The organism is unidentified bacterial endosymbiont (genome assembly GCF_918797525.1).
Classification (GTDB): Bacteria; Pseudomonadota; Gammaproteobacteria; order Enterobacterales; family Enterobacteriaceae; genus Enterobacter.
This window is the reverse complement of record NZ_OU963893.1, coordinates 3,678,809-3,698,035: the sequence shown is the minus strand read 5'-3', so window position 1 is coordinate 3,698,035 and position 19,227 is coordinate 3,678,809. Positions and strand designations below refer to the sequence as shown.

The following is a 19,227-nucleotide window of genomic DNA, read 5'->3' as shown; positions in this document are numbered from 1 at the left end:
GATTTATGAAGCTGGTTACGGTTGTAATTAAACCATTCAAACTCGAAGACGTGCGCGAAGCATTGTCTTCTGTGGGTATTCAGGGACTGACTGTGTCCGAAGTGAAAGGATTTGGTCGTCAGAAGGGGCATGCCGAGCTTTATCGCGGGGCGGAGTACAGCGTTAACTTCCTGCCAAAAGTGAAAATTGATGTTGCAATTGCGGATGACCAGCTTGATGAGGTGGTTGATGTGATCAGCAAAGCGGCTTACACCGGCAAAATTGGCGACGGCAAGATTTTTGTTGCCGAGCTGCAGCGCGTCATTCGCATCCGTACCGGCGAATCTGACGAAGCGGCGTTGTGAGTAACGTCTGGCACACAGTGATAGGGATCGAAAAATGAAAATAGCAACAATCAAAACGGGTCTGGGGTCGCTGGCACTGCTGCCGGGCCTGGTAATGGCTGCCCCTGCGGTAGCAGACAAAGCCGATAACGCTTTTATGATGATCTGCACCGCCCTGGTGCTGTTTATGACCATTCCGGGGATTGCGCTCTTTTACGGCGGTTTGATCCGCGGTAAAAACGTTCTCTCCATGCTTACCCAGGTTACCGTCACTTTCGCGCTGGTATGTGTTCTGTGGGTGGTTTACGGCTACTCGCTGGCCTTTGGTGAAGGGAACGCCTTCTTCGGGAACGTCAACTGGGCGATGCTGAAAAACATTGAGCTGACCGCGTTGATGGGCAGTTTCTACCAGTACATCCACGTGGCATTCCAGGGATCATTCGCCTGCATCACCGTGGGCTTAATTGTAGGCGCGCTGGCTGAGCGTATTCGCTTCTCTGCGGTGCTGATTTTCGTGGTGGTCTGGCTAACACTCTCTTACGTTCCTATTGCTCATATGGTCTGGGGCGGTGGTCTGCTGGCGTCTCATGGCGCACTGGACTTTGCCGGCGGGACCGTGGTTCACATTAACGCCGCGGTCGCCGGGCTGGTCGGGGCCTATCTGATTGGCAAGCGCGTAGGCTTCGGTAAGGAGGCGTTTAAACCGCATAACCTGCCTATGGTATTCACCGGGACAGCCATTCTCTACTTCGGCTGGTTCGGATTTAACGCCGGTTCCGCAAGCGCCGCGAATGAAATCGCCGCGCTGGCCTTCGTGAATACCGTTGTGGCTACGGCGGGTGCGATCCTCTCCTGGGTGTTCGGTGAGTGGGCGGTTCGCGGTAAACCTTCTCTGCTCGGCGCCTGTTCGGGCGCCATCGCTGGTCTGGTAGGGATCACCCCGGCGTGTGGTTTTGTCGGCGTAGGCGGGGCGTTGCTCATCGGTCTGGTTGCGGGTCTGGCGGGGCTGTGGGGCGTGACGGCGCTGAAACGTGTTCTGCGCGTTGACGACCCTTGCGATGTGTTTGGTGTGCACGGCGTCTGCGGCATCATCGGATGCATCATGACCGGTATCTTCGCGGCGAAATCTCTGGGAGGCGTCGGTTATGCAGAAGGGGTTACCATGGTTCACCAACTGCTGGTCCAACTGGAAAGTATCGCCATTACCGTCGTCTGGTCTGGGGTCGTCGCGTTCATTGGCTACAAGCTGGCGGACATGACCGTCGGCTTACGTGTACCGGAAGAACAGGAGCGTGAAGGTCTGGACGTCAACAGCCACGGCGAGAATGCGTATAACGCCTAATAAACAGCACAACGGCAACCGAGGTTGCCGTTGTGCTTTATTCTCTCCCACGGGGGAGCAACCCGCACACCATTATCCGCGGTTGCGCATAACCCCTTCCTGAACCGTCGATGCCACCAGTATCCCCTCCTGCGTATAAAACTCCCCACGTACGAACCCGCGCGCGCTTGATGCCGAGGTACTCTCCACGCTGTAAAGCAGCCACTCGTTCATATCGAACGGGCGGTGGAACCACATGGAGTGGTCTATGGTCGCAACCTGCATCCCTTTTTCAAGAAAACCCACGCCGTGCGGCTGTAGCGCAACCGGCAGGAAGTTGAAATCTGAGGCGTAGCCCAGCAGATACTGATGAACGCGCGAATCTTCCGGTACGCTGCCATTCGCGCGGATCCAGACCTGGCGTTTCGGCGCTGCCACATGGCCTTTCATTGGGTTATGGAATTCAACAGGACGGATTTCAAGCGGTTTATCACAGAGAAACTTCTCTTTTACCTGAGGCGGCAGTAAATGCGCCAGCGCACGGGCGATATCCGTCTCTGATTTCAGATCTTCTGGCGACGGGGCGGGCGGCATCACTTTTTGATGCTCATAGCCTGGTTCCGGGGCCTGGAAAGAGGCGGTCATGTAGAAGATCGGTTTGCCGTTCTGAATCGCCGCCACGCGGCGTGCGCTAAAGCTGTTGCCGTCTCTTAATACTTCAACATCGTACACAATGGGTTTCGCGCTATCGCCAGGGCGTAGAAAATAGCTGTGAAAAGAGTGTACCAGACGGTCTGTCGGGACGGTTTCCTTCGCAGCGTACAGCGCCTGTCCGACGACCTGTCCGCCGAAGACCTGACGTAAGCCTAAATCTTCGCTCTGACCGCGATAGAGGCCTTCCTCAATTTTTTCCAGATTTAGTAATGTCAGCAGATTGTTCAGTGCCTGACTCATAGCCGTCCTCAATAATACGCCGTGGCGAAAGATAGGCAGAGTATAACGCAGAAATGAAAGGGGTCCGATGGGTGGATTTGTCTGAATATCAGGACGATTCCAGGCAATAATCAGTGAGTTGTGCCACACTTGCTTATGTTATGTGAATAAAACGACATCAGATGGGATCGATCCCGCTGGTGCATTGATGATAAGGAGACTTCAATGAAACTCGTGCCTATGCTAAGTGGTGTAGCTATTGCGGTGGCGTTGTCCGCCTGTGCAGGAAAGAGCGCCCAGGTGCCGGTGCCAGCGGCAAACCCGAACGGTATTAACACACTTTCACAGCAGTCTATTCAGCAACCAAATGTTTCAGGGACTATCCGGATTCAACAGCGCGTGGCGTTACCACCGGATGCGGTTATTACGGTAACGCTTTCTGATGCTTCCCTGGCTGACGCACCGTCAAAAGTGCTGGCGCAGCGCGCCGTACGTACCGAGGGTAAACAGGCGCCGTTCAGCTTTGTGTTACCGTACAACCCCTCTGACGTGCAGCCTAATGCACGTATCCTCCTGAGTGCGGCGGTGACGATCAACGATAGGCTGGTCTTTATTACCGACACGGTGCAGGATGCGATTAACAACGGCGGCACTAAAATTGACCTGAATCTGGTTCCTGTCCCGCAGACCGCTTTGCCGGTCGCGCCACAGACCAACCAGCCGGCGCTGCCAACGCCTCCAACACAGCTTTAATCGCTACTGCCCTTTCTTCTGCGGGAGAGGGGGTCAGTAAACCCAGCGATACGTCTGCAAATCTATCTCTCCGGTCCCGGATACCTGCACCCCCTCTGACAGTAAAGCCTGACGCTGGCGCTGTAAATCCGGTCCGGTCAGCGAGATAGCGCCGTGTCGATTCACCACCCGATGCCAGGGTAGGGAGCTCCCTTGCGGCAAGCGTCTCAGCACGCCGCCGACCATGCGGGCTGCGCGAGGTGAACCGGCAAGACGCGCTACCTCCCCATAGGTGGTGACATAGCCTACCGGGATCGACGCCACAATGTGCCAGACACGTTGCGGGAAAGCGTCATACTCGTCCATTTTTTCTCCTTCAAAGAAGTCATGCAGGACAATGGTAAACCAGGAGAAACGAGATTGCGCGGCTGTTTGCGCAATAAAGCGCCATCCAGTTCGTGATAGCTTGCAATTGAAGGGCGGCACAGGGATAATGCGCCAGCGCGTTGGTTATCAACGCTCGCAATGGGGGCTCTGTTGGTTCTCTCGCAACGCTACTCTGTTCACCAGGTCAGGTCCGGAAGGAAGCAGCCAGGGCAGAGGACGTGGGTGCCGGGATGTAGCTGGCAGGGCCCCCACCCATTTTTTGTCCTCTTCATAAATCTCATCGCCTTTATCACCCTAAGCGCATTTCTGAAATAATTCCCTTTTATTGTAAGGGTAATAAGGTATTGCGTAATATACCCGTCATACTTCAGGTTGCATGTGCGTTGGCTGCACGCGTTCACCCCAGTCACGTACTTATGTACGTTCCCGGGGATCCACTCCCTTGCCGCCTTCCTGCAACTCGAATTATTTAGGGTATATATCTTTCATCCTACTGAAATAATATTGTCATAAACCTGTAATAATAGACTGTCATTTTATTATTGGGTGTCTTTTTTCTGTCATAAGATAAAAATATAATTCTGGATCAAGTTGTTAACTTCGTGTATTAAATAAATAACTTATTCCGAATGGAAGTGACCATCATGGCTACTGCGGTTTTAAACGTTAAGATTGATGACGCGCTAAAAGAAAGACTTCGCCTCTACGCAGAAGTGAATAATGAGAATCTCAGTGTGACCACAGAAAAACTGCTGCTACTGGCGTTTGAGGCAGTCGCAGAGGCGGGAGTAACGGAAGAAGACATTGATAATCAGCATACGGAAGAAGAGAGCACATCTCCTTTTACGCCTAAAGAAATCAAGGCGCTACGTAAAATTCTGAAGAAGAAAAAATGAAACAACAACTGTCAACTGCCACAGACTACAAACAAGCCTGCGATTTGTTGCGTTCAGGCTATGTAAAGCATGTCCGTCTGGGCTGGAATGTAGGAAGTGATGAGTTCTTTCGCATTGCGTCAGACTGGTGTGATACTGGCGCAAAAATAAAGAAAGAGGGGGATGACTTCGTTATTTCGCTGAAGGGTTTTCCCATTCCTCCGCAGCATTAAATCACCTGTCTGTGAAAACGCCTGACTGCATCCAGTACAGTCAGGCGTTTTTATTTGCATTATACCAGGCTTCGTTTAACGGACAGCGTGCTGTTATTGATGGTGAGCCACAGCGGCTTAATCCTCAGTAACGCCTGCTCCAGTTCTGCCGGCTCAAGCGAGAAGGGCATGCGTAAATAGCGGTCAAAAGCGCCAGACAAACCAAACCGCGTACCGGTCCCCAGATTGATCCCCAACGTTTCCGCCCGTGCGGCAAGCTGCGTTGCCTGCATATCCGGCAAGGCTATCCAGTATGAAAGTCCACCCTCAGCCTGCTGGAATGTCCAGTGCGGAAAATGTTCCCGCAACAGCGCTCCGCACCGGTCACGGCGTTCAGTTAGCATTTTTCGTCGCGCAGGTAAAAACGTCTCACTGTTTTCGATAAGCCACTGCGTCGCCAGTTGCTCCAGCAGCGGTGATCCTAAGTCCAGGGTATCGCGCATCTGTGCAAGCGTTGCGATAGTGCGGGACGATGCCCGGATCCAGCCGAGACGAAGCCCGCCCCAGAAACTTTTCCCCGCCGAGCCGAGCGTGATGACCGTCGCGTCCGGGTTAAATGAGGCTAACGGCGGTGGCGGTGGCGAATCAAACCAAAGATCGACCATGGTTTCATCCACCACCAGCGTGGTGCGGGTCCGCGCGGCAATGTCGGCGATTGTCTGGCGCGTGGTGAGATCCATGCAGCGCCCCGTCGGATTGTGAAAATCCGGCATCAGATAGGCCAGCCGTGGCGCGGTCTGGGCCAGCGTGGCGGCAAAGCCATCGGTATCCCACCCGCTTTCAGGCAATGCTACACCCACCGGCCGACACAGCGCGCCCTGAATAGCGGCTATCGCCAGGGGATAAGTCGGATGGTCAACGACGACCCTGTCTCCGGGGCCGGTCATCATGCGCAGTACCAGGGCAAAACCGCTCACCGCGCCATTGACCACCATCACCTCGTCCGCCCGTGTAGGCAGTCCTCTCGCGGTATAACGTCCGGCAATAGCTTCACGCAGCGCCGGCAAACCAAGCCGATCGTATCCCGTTAGCGCAAGGTGCGAAGTGATTACCGTGAGGGCATGAGTATAAGCCTGATGGATTTCAGGCCCGGCGTTGAGCGCGGCCGTAGAAAGATCCAGAGCAACGCTTGCCGCCGAGAGTGTGGGGACGGGACGAGTGTCCGGCAGGATCACCCGGGAACCGCTGCCGTGACGGCTCTCCAGGTAACCCTCTTCCCGCAGGTGAGCTAACGCACTGCTGACGGTAGTACGGCTTACCGCCAGCGCAGCGGCCAGCTCCCGTTCACCCGGTAAGCGCGTATTGAGGGCCAGCCGGCCATCGAGGACGATCAGGCGTAATGCGTCGGCCAGTTGACGCCAAAGCGGCAACCGGGAGGTGGGTTGCTGCCAGTGGCCTATAAGGCGTACCAAAGACTGGCTTCCAAAACGGCGAGATGACATATGCAGTCCACTATTTATAAACTGGACATTAATCATAGAGCCATTTTCACGCATGATAAAAGCCGGGTTTACTGGAGAAGATAAAAAATGGTACGTCGCTTAGTTCAGCTTTATATCGGGTTAGTGCTCTATGGTGTATCAACGGCCATGTTTGTTCGCGCAGATCTGGGGGCCGATCCGTGGAATGTGTTTCATCTGGGGGTGGCAAAATTGTTTCAGATGGATATTGGGGCCATCATGATCCTCACCGGCGCCGCAGTGTTGCTGCTGTGGATCCCGCTTCGTCAGCGTCCAGGGCTTGGGACCCTCAGTAACGTCATTGTGCTGGGTATAGCAGCCGATGCAGCGCTGGCTATGATCCCTGAGCTGTCCTCATTAACGGCTCGCATTATGCTGCTGATTTCTGCGGTGATCGTGAATGCGATTGCCACAGGGATGTATATCGGAGCCGGTTTTGGGGCCGGACCCCGGGATGGCCTGATGACCGGTCTACATGCGCGAACAGGCTGGTCGGTGCGCAGTATCCGTACCGCCATTGAAGTGTCCGTCCTGCTGGTGGGTTGCCTGTTAGGCGGCTCGTTCGGCGTGGGAACGGTGCTGTATGCATTGACCATTGGCCCGCTGATCCAGCTCTGTTTGCCATGGTTTCGCCAGAAACCACGAAACAAGCATATCGTCCAGCCGGAGCGGGTTGTTTAATTTTGCGAAGCGCTCACATGTTTTAAGGGCCTCGCTGTGGCACAATAGCCGCCTGTTTTATCGCGATGGCGGATTGCATGAAAGCGATTACCCTTTATGATGTCGCCCGCCTTGCGGGGGTTTCCTACCAGACCGTTTCCCGTGTGATTAACGACGCGGCGCACGTTTCCGCCCGCACGCGGGATAAGGTGCTGCAGGCGATGGCGGAGCTGCACTACGTTCCTAACCGTGGCGCGCAACAGCTGGCGGGTAAACGCACCCACACGCTGGGGCTAATCACCACCGATCTGGCCCTGCACGCGCCATCGCAAATTGCCTCGACGGTAAAATCCCGTGCCTCAGAGCAGGGCGCAAGCGTACTTATCTCAATGGTGGAACATCCGCAACAATGCCTGGTTGCGGTGCAGGAGCTACTGTCCCAGCGCGTGGAAGCCTTGCTGGTGAATGTTCCGCTCGACGATCCTGACGCCGAACAGCTCAATGCCCTGGCCTCGCCCGTTCCGGTGCTGTTTCTGGATGTTTCACCCTGCGCGCAGGTCAACAGCCTGGCGTTTGATGCCGCACAGGGCGCGCGCCTTGGCGCTGAACATCTGTTCGCTCTGGGGCATCAGCATATTGCGCTGCTCGGTGGCCCTGAACGTTCAGTCTCTGCCCGCGCGCGTCTGCTGGGCTGGAAAACGGCTCTGGCGAAGGCCGGGCATGAGGCCGTCGCGGTGGAGCATGGCGACTGGAGTGCCGCATCCGGATATGAAAAAGGCCACCGGCTTTTATCCGGTGCGCATTTACCTGATGCCATTCTGGTGGCGAACGATCAAATGGCGCTGGGCGTGATGCGGGCCTGCGCTGAAAGGGGGGTCGCCATACCCGGCCAGATATCACTCGTCGGGTTTGATGATACTGCCGACAGCGCCTGGTTTTCGCCCCCGCTTACCACCGTGCGTCAGGCTTTTCGTGAGGCGGGAGAGCGAAGCGTGGAGTGGTTGCTGGCACCCACTCCGGCGGACAAATGCTGGCAGGTACAGCTGCCCGTTACGCTTATTGCCCGGCATTCAACCGCTCCCCGTGCCGCCGATCGGGTCGATCGCGACGATCTGGCGCGGCAGCTAAAATTTCTGGCGGTATTAGCGGAGAAAATTGCGCGCGGGTAAGGCTTTTGTGATCTGACTCGCGAGTTGGCGATCCGCAGCTTTACCCGCGCATTCCACCAGGGCAAGTTGGTTCAAAATTGTGAGCGCTTCGCAAAGAGGTTGTTATGTCTACCGCTTCACCGCTGACTCTTAGCACACTTCTGGCGCGTCGCGACTGGGAAAACCCCGGCGTGACGCAATGGAACCGTCTGGCGGCGCACGCGCCATTTCAAAGCTGGCGTAGCCCCTCTTGCGCCAGAGATAATACGGGATCCGCAAGCCGGCGTTCTCTCAACGGGATATGGCGCTTTCACTTTTATCCCGCCCCTGAGCACGTTCCAGAGGTCTGGATAACGGAGGATACCGCCGCCGCCGTCGCGACGCCCGTGCCGTCAAACTGGCAGAGGCAGGGATTCGATACCCCTATCTACACCAACGTCACCTATCCGATCCCTGTAAATCCGCCCTCCGTTCCGACAGAGAATCCCACCGGTTGTTATTCGCTCACATTTGAAATGGATAATGCCTGGCTGCAAGGCGGACACACGCGGATTATCTTTGACGGGGTGAACTCGGCGTTTCATCTGTGGTGCAATGGTCAGTGGATCGGCTACTCGCAGGATAGCCGGCTGCCCGCCGAATTTGATCTCTCTGCTGCCCTGCGCCCCGGACAAAATCGCCTGGCGGTGATGGTCCTTCGCTGGTGTGACGGTAGCTACCTTGAAGATCAGGATATGTGGCGAATGAGCGGTATTTTCCGCGACGTGTCACTTCTGCATAAACCGGAGACCCACATTGCGGATTATCACCACGTCACGGAGCTAAACTGCGAAGGTGACAGGGCAGTGCTGAAGGTTGAGGTCGCGCTGGCCGGTTCTCGTTTCACCGAATGCGAGGTGGCCATGACGCTTTGGCGCAACGGCGAAAAATGCGCCAGTGCGACGCAATGTCCGGGGTCAGCCATTGTCGATGAGCGGGGGAACTGGGCCGAGCGGCTTACGATGACGATCCCTGTCGATGCCCCAGCGTTATGGAGCGCTGAAACGCCGGAGCTCTATCGCCTGACCCTTGCGCTTGTGGATGGAGAGGGGAATTTACTGGAAGTTGAAGCCTGTGACGTAGGCCTGCGCCAGGTTGAAATCAGCAACGGCCTGTTGAAGCTCAACGGTAAACCTCTCCTGCTCCGTGGCGTGAACCGTCATGAGCACCATCCTGAAAACGGGCATGTAATGGATGAAGCAACGATGCGCCGCGACATCGAACTGATGAAACAGCACAATTTTAACGCCGTGCGTTGCTCGCATTATCCGAACCACCCGCTGTGGTACAGCCTGTGTGACCGCTACGGGCTCTATGTTATCGATGAAGCCAATATCGAAACCCACGGCATGGTTCCGATGAATCGTCTTTCTGACGATCCTCGCTGGCTGCCCGCCATGAGCGAGCGCGTTACCCGGATGGTACAGCGCGATCGTAACCACCCCTCAATTATCATCTGGTCGCTGGGCAATGAGTCGGGTCACGGTGCTAATCACGACGCCATGTATCGTTGGCTAAAAACGACCGATCCGACGCGCCCGGTACAGTATGAAGGCGGCGGAGCCAATACCGCCGCCACCGACATTGTTTGCCCGATGTATGCTCGCGTCGATCAGGATCAGCCTTTCCCGGCCGTGCCTAAGTGGGGAATTAAAAAATGGATCGGCATGCCCGATGAAACGCGCCCGCTGATCCTGTGTGAATATGCCCACGCGATGGGCAACAGTTTCGGTGGGTTTGCTAAATACTGGCAGGCGTTTCGTAGCCACCCGCGCCTGCAGGGAGGATTTGTCTGGGACTGGGTTGACCAGGCGCTCACTAAAATGGATGAAAATGGCGCGCCCTTTTGGGCCTACGGGGGGGATTTTGGTGATAAACCCAACGACCGTCAGTTCTGTCTGAACGGGCTGGTATTTCCCGATCGCACGCCCCATCCTGCGTTATACGAGGCGCAGCGCGCGCAGCAGTTTTTCACCTTCAGGCTGGTGAGTGCCTCTCCACTGGTGGTTGAGATACAGAGCGACTACCTGTTCCGTAATACAGATAATGAGTTGCTGAGATGGTCGGTTGCCCGCGACGGAACGGTGCTGGCCTGCGGCGAGGTAACGCTTTCCATTCCCCCCCAGGGCGTGCAGCGCCTGGCGCTCTCGCTGCCGGAGCTGGCGGCCGGACGGGATGAACTCTGGTTCAACGTGGAGGTGCTTCAAGCACAGGCGACGATGTGGTCGCCGGCCAACCATCGCTGTGCGTGGGAGCAATGGCCGCTGCCTGCTCCGCTGGCTATTGCGCCACCGGTTCAGGCGGGAGTGACTCCGCGCTTTACGCAGACGGATGAGGTGCTGGAGCTGTGCCATCAGCACCAGCGCTGGCAGTTTAACCGGACGACGGGAAACCTGACGCAATGGTGGTGCAACGGTGCTCAAACATTGCTTTCGCCGCTGATAGATAATTTTACCCGGGCGCCGCTGGATAACGATATTGGCGTGAGCGAGGCGACGAGAATCGATCCGAATGCGTGGGTTGAGCGTTGGAAAGCGGCGGGGATGTATAATTTAACGCCTCGGGTGGTGCTGTGTGAAGGTAAGCAACGGGAGGACGATGCGGTCGTCACCTCGCTGCATGCATGGGAATATGGTGGCAAAATACAGTTCCTGAGCCGCAAAGTCTGGCGGGTGGATGCGCACGGTGTACTGCATGTTGAAGTTGAGGTGGAGATTGCCTCTGATATCCCTGAGCCTGCGCGCGTGGGTCTGAGCGTTCAACTTTCTCGTACGCCGGAAACGGCCTGCTGGCTCGGGCTGGGGCCGCATGAAAACTATCCTGACCGAAAGCTGGCGGCTCAGCAGGGGCGCTGGACATCGCCGCTGGAGGAGATGCACACGCCGTATATTTTCCCAACGGAAAACGGCCTGCGCTGCGATACGCGTGAGCTTAAATTAGGTTCACACCAGATACAGGGCCTGTTCCATTTCTCAGTGAGCCGCTATAGCCAGCAGCAGTTGCAAGAGACCACTCACCATCATCTGCTGCGCGAGGAGCCGGGCTGTTGGCTCAACCTCGATGCGTTCCACATGGGCGTGGGCGGGGACGACTCGTGGAGCCCGAGCGTTTCAGCGGGATTCATTCTGCAAAAACGTCAGCTTCGCTATACCCTAAGCTGGCGCCAGAACGCGTAATACCGCCGCACATGCGGTCATTCAGGTGACCGCATGGCTTTCGAGGTTATTTTCGGCCCACTGAATAAACTCGACCTGCGCCAGCGCCTTGCTGTAGTACCAGCCCTGGCCGTACTGCACGCCGTGGCGGTGCAGCCAGGCGAGCTGACCTTCCGTCTCAATGCCTTCCGCCACCATCGCCAGATTGAGTGATTTTGCCATTTCAATGATGTGCGGCGTCACGTTCTTATACTCCAGCGCATCCACGAAAGATTTATCAATTTTTAGAGTATCGACGTCCAGGTCCTGAAGGTAGCTGAGGCTGGAGTAGCCTGTACCAAAGTCATCAATATGAACGGCATAACCAGCGCGGCGGAGGGCGGCAATGGCCGGCGCGCTGACTTTGGGATCGGCAAAACCGCGCTCGGTAAGCTCAAGCGCGATTTGCCCGGGCTGGACTTGCCATTTGTTCAGCCGCTCACTCAGCAGGGGCGGCAGCTTGCCTGAAATGAGATCGGCGGGCGCGAGATTAATGGAAATATGCTGTTCCGGATGAAGGTGTAGCCAGTTGCCCATCTCCTCGAAAACCTTTTCAACGATTAACCGGGTCAGCTGTGAAATAAGACCTGTCTGTTCAGCCAGCGGGACAAAGATATCGGGCGAAAGGTTGCTACCGTCAGGCTGTGGCCAGCGGGCAAGGGCTTCAGCTCCCACTATTTTTCCGCTGGCTAAGGCGACGATGGGCTGATAATGAACCACGATATTACGGCTGTTAATTGCATCCTGAAGACGGTTCTTCGGCGACTGGATGCGGCGCAGGATCCGTAACATAAAGAGCGCGGCGAGCAGGCTTATCAGCATGCCAAAGGGGAGCCAAAAAAGAAGCTGCTTATGCCAGCTCTCCTGTAGCGGCGTTAATGCTGACCACGCCACCACGCTAAAGCCCAGATCGGAAGCCGACTTTGCCACGTACATTGAACCCTTATATTGCAAACGCGTCAGGCTCTGGTGTTCCAGCAGGGTGCGAATATGCGGTTCGAGGGTGTTACTGCGGGCAAAAATAATATTATTGCCATGACCAATCAGCGCGGCATCGGTACGAAGCTCGCCAAAAGGAATGACATCGACCAGTGAGTCCGGATCGATCATCACCATATAGTGGCCTTTACCCAAAACGGCCATGTAATGGTTAACGGCGAGATCGTTGTGTGTCGTTAGCCAGGCGCTGTAACCGTCTGATGTCACGCGCATCGCGGGGGGAAAAGGTTTAGCATTGCTGACCTGTTCCAGCGAGGAGCAGAGGGGAGTCAGACCCTCAACGTAAATTACCTCCTGAATATAACGAAACGAAAATGCGACCCGACGCATCTCGCGCAGATGCATACGGCTGCAGGGGGCAAAATCAGGGGATTGCAGTGATGTAAGGGCATCCTTCGCTTGTCCAACGACTTTGTCGGTACGGATTAGCACGCGTGAGGCGTAGTTATCCAGCGAATCTACGAATTTTTCTTCCGCCTGGCGGTGAGCCAGCCAGACGCTGAGGCAGATCGGGACCAGCACAGAAAAGATCAGGACGCCTGTCACGAGGCTGATAAGATGTCGGCTTTTCATGCTGTTGTTTCCTTCCTCATATGCCCGCTCCCGGAGCCCTGGGTGTCATCGCCAGAGGAGAGATATTTTACCGCGAAATGATAAAGTTATAGCATGCAGCGGTCATAGAGTTGACGTCTGACCGCGTAAATCAGAAAAAAAACACAGGGAGGGTGAACTGGAGAGGGGGTTGTTTTTACAGTACGGCTCAGATATGCTTTTGTTATGTTATAACAAAACATTGAGAGTCCACGATGAAACCTAATATCCATCCAGCCTATCGCACTGTGGTGTTTCACGACACCAGTGCAAATGAATACTTTAAAGTCGGTTCGACCATAAAGACCGACCGCGTCATTGAACTCGACGGTGAAACGTTTCCGTACATCACCATTGAGGTCTCGTCAAAATCGCATCCGTTTTATACCGGTAAACAGAAGACGTTTTCCACGGACGGCAGTGCGGCACGCTTCCGCAAGCGTTTTGGCGGTTTTCTTAACGTGAAACGAGGCTAACCATGCAGGTACTTAACTCATTGCGCAGCGCAAAACAGCGTCATCCGGATTGCCAGATAGTGAAACGCAAAGGACGTCTGTACGTTATCTGCAAATCGAACCCGCGCTTTAAAGCCGTCCAGGGGGGTAAAAAAAGAGGCTAAACACGCTTATCAGCGCCGGGGATCCGGCGCATCCAGCCGCGCTTTATGCCGTAGCAGGGCGTGAAAGCGTAAACACATCATAGAAAGAGAGCTCGCCTTTGGTGGAGACCATTTTCTGCAGCTTTTGTTTAAGCGTCGTATCCACGGCTGGGGAGTGCAGAATGGTGTCGATCAGCTCGGGTGGCACATAGCGTGTGTTATACCACTCGCCGTTGTAACAGACGCGAAAATCAAGCACGTCGATATCCTCGTAGCGATAACGAGGGTTAACGTCGAAAAAGAAGAACGCGTTGAACACCACAAACAGCACCACCAGAAGCCAGACGGAATCTACCAGCGTGGCGGAGGTCAGCATTACCACAAGCGTTGCCAGCCAGGCGGCGTACATGGCGACAAACAAACCCGGATGTTTGCGGATAAAGCTAATGCTAAAGCGCGGGCGATTGTCGCGCTTTTCGCGGATGTTGAGATCGTTGATAGTGGCGGTAAGCAGGCGCTGTATCTCGGTCATTTATTACCTTTATGAATTTTGAAAATACAGGTGATCTGCCTAGTTTAGGGGAGGCGGTTAATTGAATAAAGTAACAGTTACGCAATGAAAGGCCATAACAGTTAGCGTCATTCAGCCCTACAGGGTCTTGATGATTTTAGCCGGGTTCCCGCCAACGACGACGTTTGCCGGAACGTCTTTGGTCACGACTGCACCGGACGCCACGACCACGTTATCACCCATGGTCACGCCGGGGTTAATCACGGCGCGCCCGCCAATCCAGACATTGTTGCCAATGTGTACGGGTTTACCAAACTCAAGACCGCTGTTACGTTCAATCGGGTCCAGAGGATGGGTTGCCGTGTAGATATGAACGCCCGGCGCCAGCATACAGTTGTCGCCGATATAGACAGGACAGACATCCAGTATCACACAATCAAAGTTTGCGTAGAAATTTTTACCCAGGTAAATGTTATAGCCGTAATCGCAGCGAAAACTCGGTTCTATATATGCCCCATCACTTTGCCCGAGTAGCATCGCCAGGATTGTCTGGCGTTCTGTTTTCTCATTGGGAGCTGTGTGATTATAACGGTGAATCAGTTGACGGGCATTCTGCCGATCGGCCCGTAAGGTTTCATCACCGGGACGATAGTATTCACCCGCAATCATCTTCTGTTTTTCTGTGCTCATAGGAACCTCTCTGGGATCAATTACCGCAGGGTAAAGGGGATTAGCCAGAAAGGGAACGTTCCCTAAAGGTCACTGTGACAACAGTCACAACATTACTGTTGATAAGCGCTGTTAATACGGAGACCCAGTATTCGCACAGGGAGCATAAATCGAAAGTTTAATTCTATTTAAAAAGTGGCGTAGAACTCTACAGGCACGCTTCAAAGATTAACGGACAAATTTCCATACGGATGACGGAATTTTGTCGTACAACTTATTCATGGTCAGCTCAGCAAGACGGTGGTCAGCCGCCGAATAAAATACAGCCAGTTCATTATCAGAAAGCTCGTATTTATTCTTTTCAATTACACGTTCTAGCGTGTCCAGAGATTGACAGCGTCGCAAGCGCAACAAATAGTCGATTTTGGTTAATGGTTTTTCAGTCATAAATTCACCTTAGAAATTGTAATAATTTTAACAGGAAAGGCTAACGGGGTTAGCCCGGCTGGCGTTGACGAAACAACGGAATAGCCGATTTCCAGATTTACGCCATTTTTGCAAATCTTGTACATTAATGCCGTAACTGCTGAACAACATAAAGGTGTCGTCCAGGTATTCGTCAATTTGCTCAATCAGCTTATTATCTTCATTATACTTAATTTTATAATTAAGTGCGAAGGTTGCAATATGCTCTATCAACTCATTTAGCTGTAAATTGATGGCAGACGTTGGATCGTTCACCCAGCCATGGTTACTTTCATCAAGATTGGCAAGGCAGTCATGGTACAAGGATTCGCAGAGAAATTTCAACTGCGCGATATCATGCCTTTTTGGCGAGTACTCGTCCATAGCGCATCCCCTTTTGAGTGATTTTTTACTCACCGAACATCTGTGTCGGGATGGATACAACAAACTTAGCCCACGGGTGCTGTGTTCCTGATAACTCTAACTATAAGCCACTCTGATCAAGATTTCATCGCGCTATTACGAAAAATTACAAATAACATGCCATGCTGCGATCGTCCAAGCAAATGCACATTCTGAGTAAGACATTTTTATCTAAACTTATCCTTGTGTTTTTACGGCTTCCTTACGTTTCATTGAGTTAAGTTGCGCCTTCAAATGAAGTCTGTTTGCGGAACTATCGCAATCCAGCCTCAGTTGTTAGGAATATTCCTAATATTTACGCGCCGATATGAAATTAAAAATGACTTAACTTCGTCGAGTCATTTCTAGCGTATTTATGATATGTCTTACGGAGAAAGCATAAAATAAATAGAACGACAATAAGCGTAATTTATGACTCTTCTCAGGATTGTAAAAGGCCGCTTATGCGGCCTTTGTATGATGTGAAACCGGTATCAGTGATGATCTACTGAGTGATTATGCTCAATATCTTCATTCTTACGGCTAAAGCGGCGGCGAACCACCACGAAGAACACCGGTACGAAGAAGATGGCGAGAACGGTCGCGGTAACCATCCCCCCCCATTACACCTGTACCTACGGCGTTCTGCGCGCCAGAGCCTGCGCCGGAACTGATAACCAGCGGCATAACGCCGAGGATGAACGCCAGCGAGGTCATCAGGATTGGGCGAAGACGCATACGCACCGCATCAAGCGTCGCCTCAATCAGGCCTTTGCCCTCTTTTTCCATCAGATCTTTGGCGAATTCCACGATAAGTATCGCGTTTTTCGCCGACAAGCCAATGGTTGTCAGCAGGCCCACCTGGAAGTACACGTCGTTGGTCAAGCCACGGAACGTTGCAGCAAGCAGTGCGCCGATAACCCCCAGCGGAACTACCAGCATCACGGAGAACGGTATCGACCAGCTCTCGTACAGGGCAGCCAGACACAGGAACACCACAATCAGTGAAATGGCGTACAGGGCAGGGGCCTGGTTGCCGGACAAACGTTCCTGATAGGACATTCCCGTCCAGTCATAGCCGATACCCGCAGGCAGTTTGCCCGCCAGCTCTTCCATCAGGTTCATGGCCTCACCGGTGCTTCGGCCCGGTGCCGCCTGGCCCAGAATCTCCATAGATGGCAGACCATTATAGCGTTCCAGACGCGGTGAACCGTACTCCCAATGCGAGGTTGAGAAGGCTGAGAACGGCACCATCTGCCCGTTGCTGCCGCGAACGTACCAGGTGTTGATATCGTTCGGCAACATACGGTATTCCGCCTCTGACATCACGTACACTTTCTTCACGCGGCCGCGGTCGATGAAGTCATTGACATAACTACCGCCCCAGGCCGCGCCCAGGGTAGTATTGATGTCACTGATGGAAACGCCCAGCGCCTGGGCTTTTTCCTGGTCGATATCAATTTTGTACTGCGGCGTATCTTCCAGACCGTTCGGACGCACGCCGACCAGCAGGTCAGGGTGTTTCGCCACTTCACCAAACAGTTGGTTACGTGCCTGAGTCAGTTTTTCGTGACCCAGACCGCCCTGGTCAATCAGCTGGAAGTCGAAACCTGTGGCGGTACCCAGTTCAACAATCGCGGGCAGGTTAAAAGCGAAGACCATCGCATCTTTAATCTGTGAGAAGGTGCCCATCGCACGGCCAGTAATGGCTTCAACTTTATTCTCATCACCTGGACGATCTCCCCAGTCTTTCAGAGAGACGAAGGCAATACCGGTGTTCTGACCTCGGCCTGCAAAGCCAAAGCCGTTAACCGCAAACACCGATTCAACGTTCGCTTTCTCTTTAGTGAGGTAGTAGTCGGTCACTTCATCCAGCACTTTCTGAGTACGCTCTTGCGATGCCCCCGCTGGCAGCTGTGCCATGGTCAGGAACACGCCCTGGTCTTCGTCTGGCAGGAACGAACTGGGCAGACGAACAAACAGATAGGCCATGCCCACCACGATGATGATATACAGCAGCAGGTAACGACCGGTGCTGCGCAGAATGTTGCCTACGCTGTCGGTGTAGTGGTGCGTGCTCTTGTCAAACATGCGGTTAAACCAGCCGAAGAACCCTTTGTGCTCGCCGTGGCCCCCTTTCTTAATCGGCTTGAGCATGGTTGCGCACAGGGCTGGCGTCAGCATTAACGCCACCAGTACCGACAGCGCCATCGCCGAAACGATGGTGATGGAGAACTGACGGTAAATCGCCCCGGTAGAGCCGCCGAAGAAGGCCATCGGAATAAATACCGCCGACAGCACCATTGCAATCCCGACCAGTGCGCCCTGGATCTGACCCATAGATTTACGGGTCGCTTCTTTCGGCGGTAGCCCTTCTTCCGCCATGACGCGCTCGACGTTCTCAACCACCACGATGGCATCATCCACCAGCAAGCCGATGGCGAGCACCATCCCGAACATCGTCAGGGTGTTTATCGAGTAACCGAATATCGACAGGATCGCAAAGGTTCCGAGCAGTACAACCGGCACCGCGATGGTTGGGATCAGCGTCGCACGGAAGTTTTGCAGGAACAGGTACATCACCAGGAATACCAGGATTATCGCTTCTACCAGCGTTTTAACGACTTCGTTAATCGAGATTTGCACGAACGGCGTAGTGTCATATGGATAAACGATTTTCAGACCTGACGGGAAGAAGGGTTCCATCTTCTTCAGTTCTGCACGGATAGCCGTCGCGGTGTCCAGGGCGTTAGCGCCTGTTGCCAGTTTGATCCCCAGGCCTGAGGCCGGTTTGCCGTTAAATTTCGCAATGACGTCGTAGGTTTCGCCACCCAGCTCCACTCTTGCTACGTCACGCAGACGAACCTGCGAGCCGTCCTGATTCACTTTCAGTAGAATTTTGCTGAACTCATCGGCAGAGGTCAGGCGGGTCTGCGCGATGATAGACGCGTTAAGCTGCTGACCTTTCACTGGTGGCGTACCGCCTAGCTGACCGGCCGCAACCTGGGCGTTCTGTGCTTTAATGGCGTTGATAACGTCCACTGGCGTCAGCTGGAAGTTGTTCAGTTTGTTCGGATCCATCCAGATACGCATCGCGTACTGGGAACCGAACAGCTGAACGTCACCCACACCGGAAGTACGGCTGATAGCGTCCTTCATGTTGGCGCCCACGTAGTCGGAAATATCCTCCTGGGTCATGGTGCCGTTGGTGTTAATAACGCCGACAACCATCAGGAAGCTACTGGAGGATTTCTCGACGCTCACCCCCTGCTGTTGCACTTCCTGCGGCAGCAGCGGCATCGCCAGCTGCAGTTTGTTCTGCACCTGAACCTGCGCGATATCTGCATCAGTACCTGACTCAAAGGTCAGGGTAATCTGAACTGTACCGGTTGAGTCACTGTTTGAGGACATGTACATCAGGTTATCGATACCGTTCATGTTCTGTTCGATAACCTGGGTAACGGTATCCTGCACCGTTTTGGCATCAGCCCCTGGGTAGGTTGCGGAAATAGTCACCGCCGGTGGCGCAATTGTTGGATATTGCGCGACAGGCAGCTTCAGGATCGCAAGTCCCCCGGCCAGCATGATGATAATGGCGATCACCCACGCAAATATGGGGCGATCGATAAAGAAATTAGGCATGTCTTA

The 19,227-nt window shown here is 54.1% G+C and carries 18 protein-coding genes, 1 other RNA gene and 1 pseudogene; 11 read left to right on the top strand and 9 right to left on the bottom strand.

The window, feature by feature from the left end:
- The first annotated feature begins 5 nt into the window (after nucleotides 1–5).
- Together glnK and amtB are read left to right on the top strand one after the other, a co-directional pair.
- Entirely contained in the window at nucleotides 6–344 is a 339-nt protein-coding gene (gene glnK / locus NL510_RS17755; protein ID WP_253378849.1) for a P-II family nitrogen regulator, read from the top strand.
- A 34-nt stretch (nucleotides 345–378) separates the two neighbouring features.
- Nucleotides 379–1,665 (top strand): ammonium transporter AmtB, encoded by a 1,287-nt coding sequence (gene amtB / locus NL510_RS17750; protein ID WP_253378842.1) that lies wholly within the window; start codon nucleotides 379–381, stop codon nucleotides 1,663–1,665.
- 72 nt (nucleotides 1,666–1,737) lie between these two features.
- On the opposite strand, the gene tesB is transcribed toward amtB, so the two are convergent.
- Complete coding sequence (tesB, locus tag NL510_RS17745; RefSeq protein ID WP_253378840.1) at nucleotides 1,738–2,598, bottom strand: acyl-CoA thioesterase II; 861 nt, start codon at nucleotides 2,596–2,598, stop codon at nucleotides 1,738–1,740.
- Nucleotides 2,599–2,802: 204 nt separating this feature from the next.
- On the opposite strand from tesB, the gene NL510_RS17740 reads away from it, so the two are divergent.
- Nucleotides 2,803–3,330, top strand: a complete 528-nt coding sequence (locus tag NL510_RS17740) for a YbaY family lipoprotein (RefSeq protein WP_253378838.1) — start codon at nucleotides 2,803–2,805, stop codon at nucleotides 3,328–3,330.
- Nucleotides 3,331–3,363: 33 nt separating this feature from the next.
- Here the strand turns inward: NL510_RS17740 and NL510_RS17735 are convergent, their stop codons facing one another.
- A complete protein-coding gene (locus NL510_RS17735) occupies nucleotides 3,364–3,675 on the bottom strand; it encodes an MGMT family protein (RefSeq protein WP_253378835.1) in 312 nt (103 codons plus the stop codon).
- 169 nt (nucleotides 3,676–3,844) lie between these two features.
- Between NL510_RS17735 and ffs the strand changes: the two genes are divergently transcribed.
- The 3 genes from ffs (at nucleotide 3,845) to NL510_RS17720 (ending at nucleotide 4,804) form a co-directional block, all read left to right on the top strand.
- Nucleotides 3,845–3,941, top strand: an RNA gene (gene ffs, locus NL510_RS17730) — signal recognition particle sRNA small type.
- 399 nt (nucleotides 3,942–4,340) lie between these two features.
- Complete coding sequence (locus NL510_RS17725; protein WP_253378830.1) at nucleotides 4,341–4,592, top strand: hypothetical protein; 252 nt, start codon at nucleotides 4,341–4,343, stop codon at nucleotides 4,590–4,592.
- On the top strand, nucleotides 4,589–4,804 hold the full coding sequence (locus tag NL510_RS17720; protein WP_253378825.1) for a hypothetical protein: 216 nt from the start codon (nucleotides 4,589–4,591) through the stop codon (nucleotides 4,802–4,804). The genes NL510_RS17725 and NL510_RS17720 overlap by 4 nt, the downstream gene beginning before the upstream one ends.
- Nucleotides 4,805–4,863: 59 nt before the next feature.
- Here the strand turns inward: NL510_RS17720 and yczR are convergent, their stop codons facing one another.
- The gene (gene yczR, locus NL510_RS17715; RefSeq protein WP_253378817.1) at nucleotides 4,864–6,285 is read right to left on the bottom strand and encodes a MocR-like transcription factor YczR; all 1,422 of its coding nucleotides are present in this window, start codon (nucleotides 6,283–6,285) and stop codon (nucleotides 4,864–4,866) included.
- Between the two features lie 87 nt (nucleotides 6,286–6,372).
- On the opposite strand from yczR, the gene yczE reads away from it, so the two are divergent.
- The 3 genes from yczE (at nucleotide 6,373) to NL510_RS17700 (ending at nucleotide 11,326) form a co-directional block, all read left to right on the top strand.
- Nucleotides 6,373–6,984, top strand: coding sequence for a membrane protein YczE (yczE, locus tag NL510_RS17710; protein WP_253378815.1), 612 nt, complete (start codon nucleotides 6,373–6,375; stop codon nucleotides 6,982–6,984).
- A 77-nt stretch (nucleotides 6,985–7,061) separates the two neighbouring features.
- The gene (locus NL510_RS17705; protein WP_253378812.1) at nucleotides 7,062–8,132 is read left to right on the top strand and encodes a LacI family DNA-binding transcriptional regulator; all 1,071 of its coding nucleotides are present in this window, start codon (nucleotides 7,062–7,064) and stop codon (nucleotides 8,130–8,132) included.
- A 104-nt stretch (nucleotides 8,133–8,236) separates the two neighbouring features.
- Complete coding sequence (locus tag NL510_RS17700; RefSeq protein ID WP_253378810.1) at nucleotides 8,237–11,326, top strand: beta-galactosidase; 3,090 nt, start codon at nucleotides 8,237–8,239, stop codon at nucleotides 11,324–11,326.
- A gap of 21 nt (nucleotides 11,327–11,347) precedes the next feature.
- Here NL510_RS17700 and NL510_RS17695 read toward each other — a convergent pair whose 3' ends face one another.
- Entirely contained in the window at nucleotides 11,348–12,916 is a 1,569-nt protein-coding gene (locus NL510_RS17695) for a cyclic di-3',5'-guanosine monophosphate phosphodiesterase PdeB (protein WP_253378808.1), read from the bottom strand.
- A gap of 233 nt (nucleotides 12,917–13,149) precedes the next feature.
- Here NL510_RS17695 and NL510_RS17690 point away from each other — a divergent pair, with 233 nt between their 5' ends.
- On the top strand, nucleotides 13,150–13,410 hold the full coding sequence (locus NL510_RS17690; RefSeq protein ID WP_253378805.1) for a type B 50S ribosomal protein L31: 261 nt from the start codon (nucleotides 13,150–13,152) through the stop codon (nucleotides 13,408–13,410).
- Between the two features lie 2 nt (nucleotides 13,411–13,412).
- On the top strand, nucleotides 13,413–13,553 hold the full coding sequence (ykgO, locus tag NL510_RS17685) for a type B 50S ribosomal protein L36 (RefSeq protein ID WP_253378803.1): 141 nt from the start codon (nucleotides 13,413–13,415) through the stop codon (nucleotides 13,551–13,553).
- A gap of 43 nt (nucleotides 13,554–13,596) precedes the next feature.
- On the opposite strand, the gene NL510_RS17680 is transcribed toward ykgO, so the two are convergent.
- The 5 genes and pseudogenes from NL510_RS17680 to acrB form a co-directional block, all read right to left on the bottom strand.
- On the bottom strand, nucleotides 13,597–14,064 hold the full coding sequence (locus tag NL510_RS17680) for a YlaC family protein (protein ID WP_253378801.1): 468 nt from the start codon (nucleotides 14,062–14,064) through the stop codon (nucleotides 13,597–13,599).
- A gap of 117 nt (nucleotides 14,065–14,181) precedes the next feature.
- Nucleotides 14,182–14,733, bottom strand: coding sequence for a maltose O-acetyltransferase (gene maa, locus NL510_RS17675; RefSeq protein WP_253378799.1), 552 nt, complete (start codon nucleotides 14,731–14,733; stop codon nucleotides 14,182–14,184).
- Between the two features lie 207 nt (nucleotides 14,734–14,940).
- Nucleotides 14,941–15,159 (bottom strand): hemolysin expression-modulating protein Hha, encoded by a 219-nt coding sequence (gene hha, locus NL510_RS17670; RefSeq protein WP_253378797.1) that lies wholly within the window; start codon nucleotides 15,157–15,159, stop codon nucleotides 14,941–14,943.
- A 27-nt stretch (nucleotides 15,160–15,186) separates the two neighbouring features.
- Nucleotides 15,187–15,561 (bottom strand): Hha toxicity modulator TomB, encoded by a 375-nt coding sequence (gene tomB, locus NL510_RS17665; protein ID WP_253378795.1) that lies wholly within the window; start codon nucleotides 15,559–15,561, stop codon nucleotides 15,187–15,189.
- Nucleotides 15,562–16,073: 512 nt separating this feature from the next.
- Nucleotides 16,074–19,221 (bottom strand): annotated as a pseudogene (gene acrB / locus NL510_RS17660) (multidrug efflux RND transporter permease subunit AcrB).
- Between the last annotated feature and the right edge of the window lie 6 nt (nucleotides 19,222–19,227).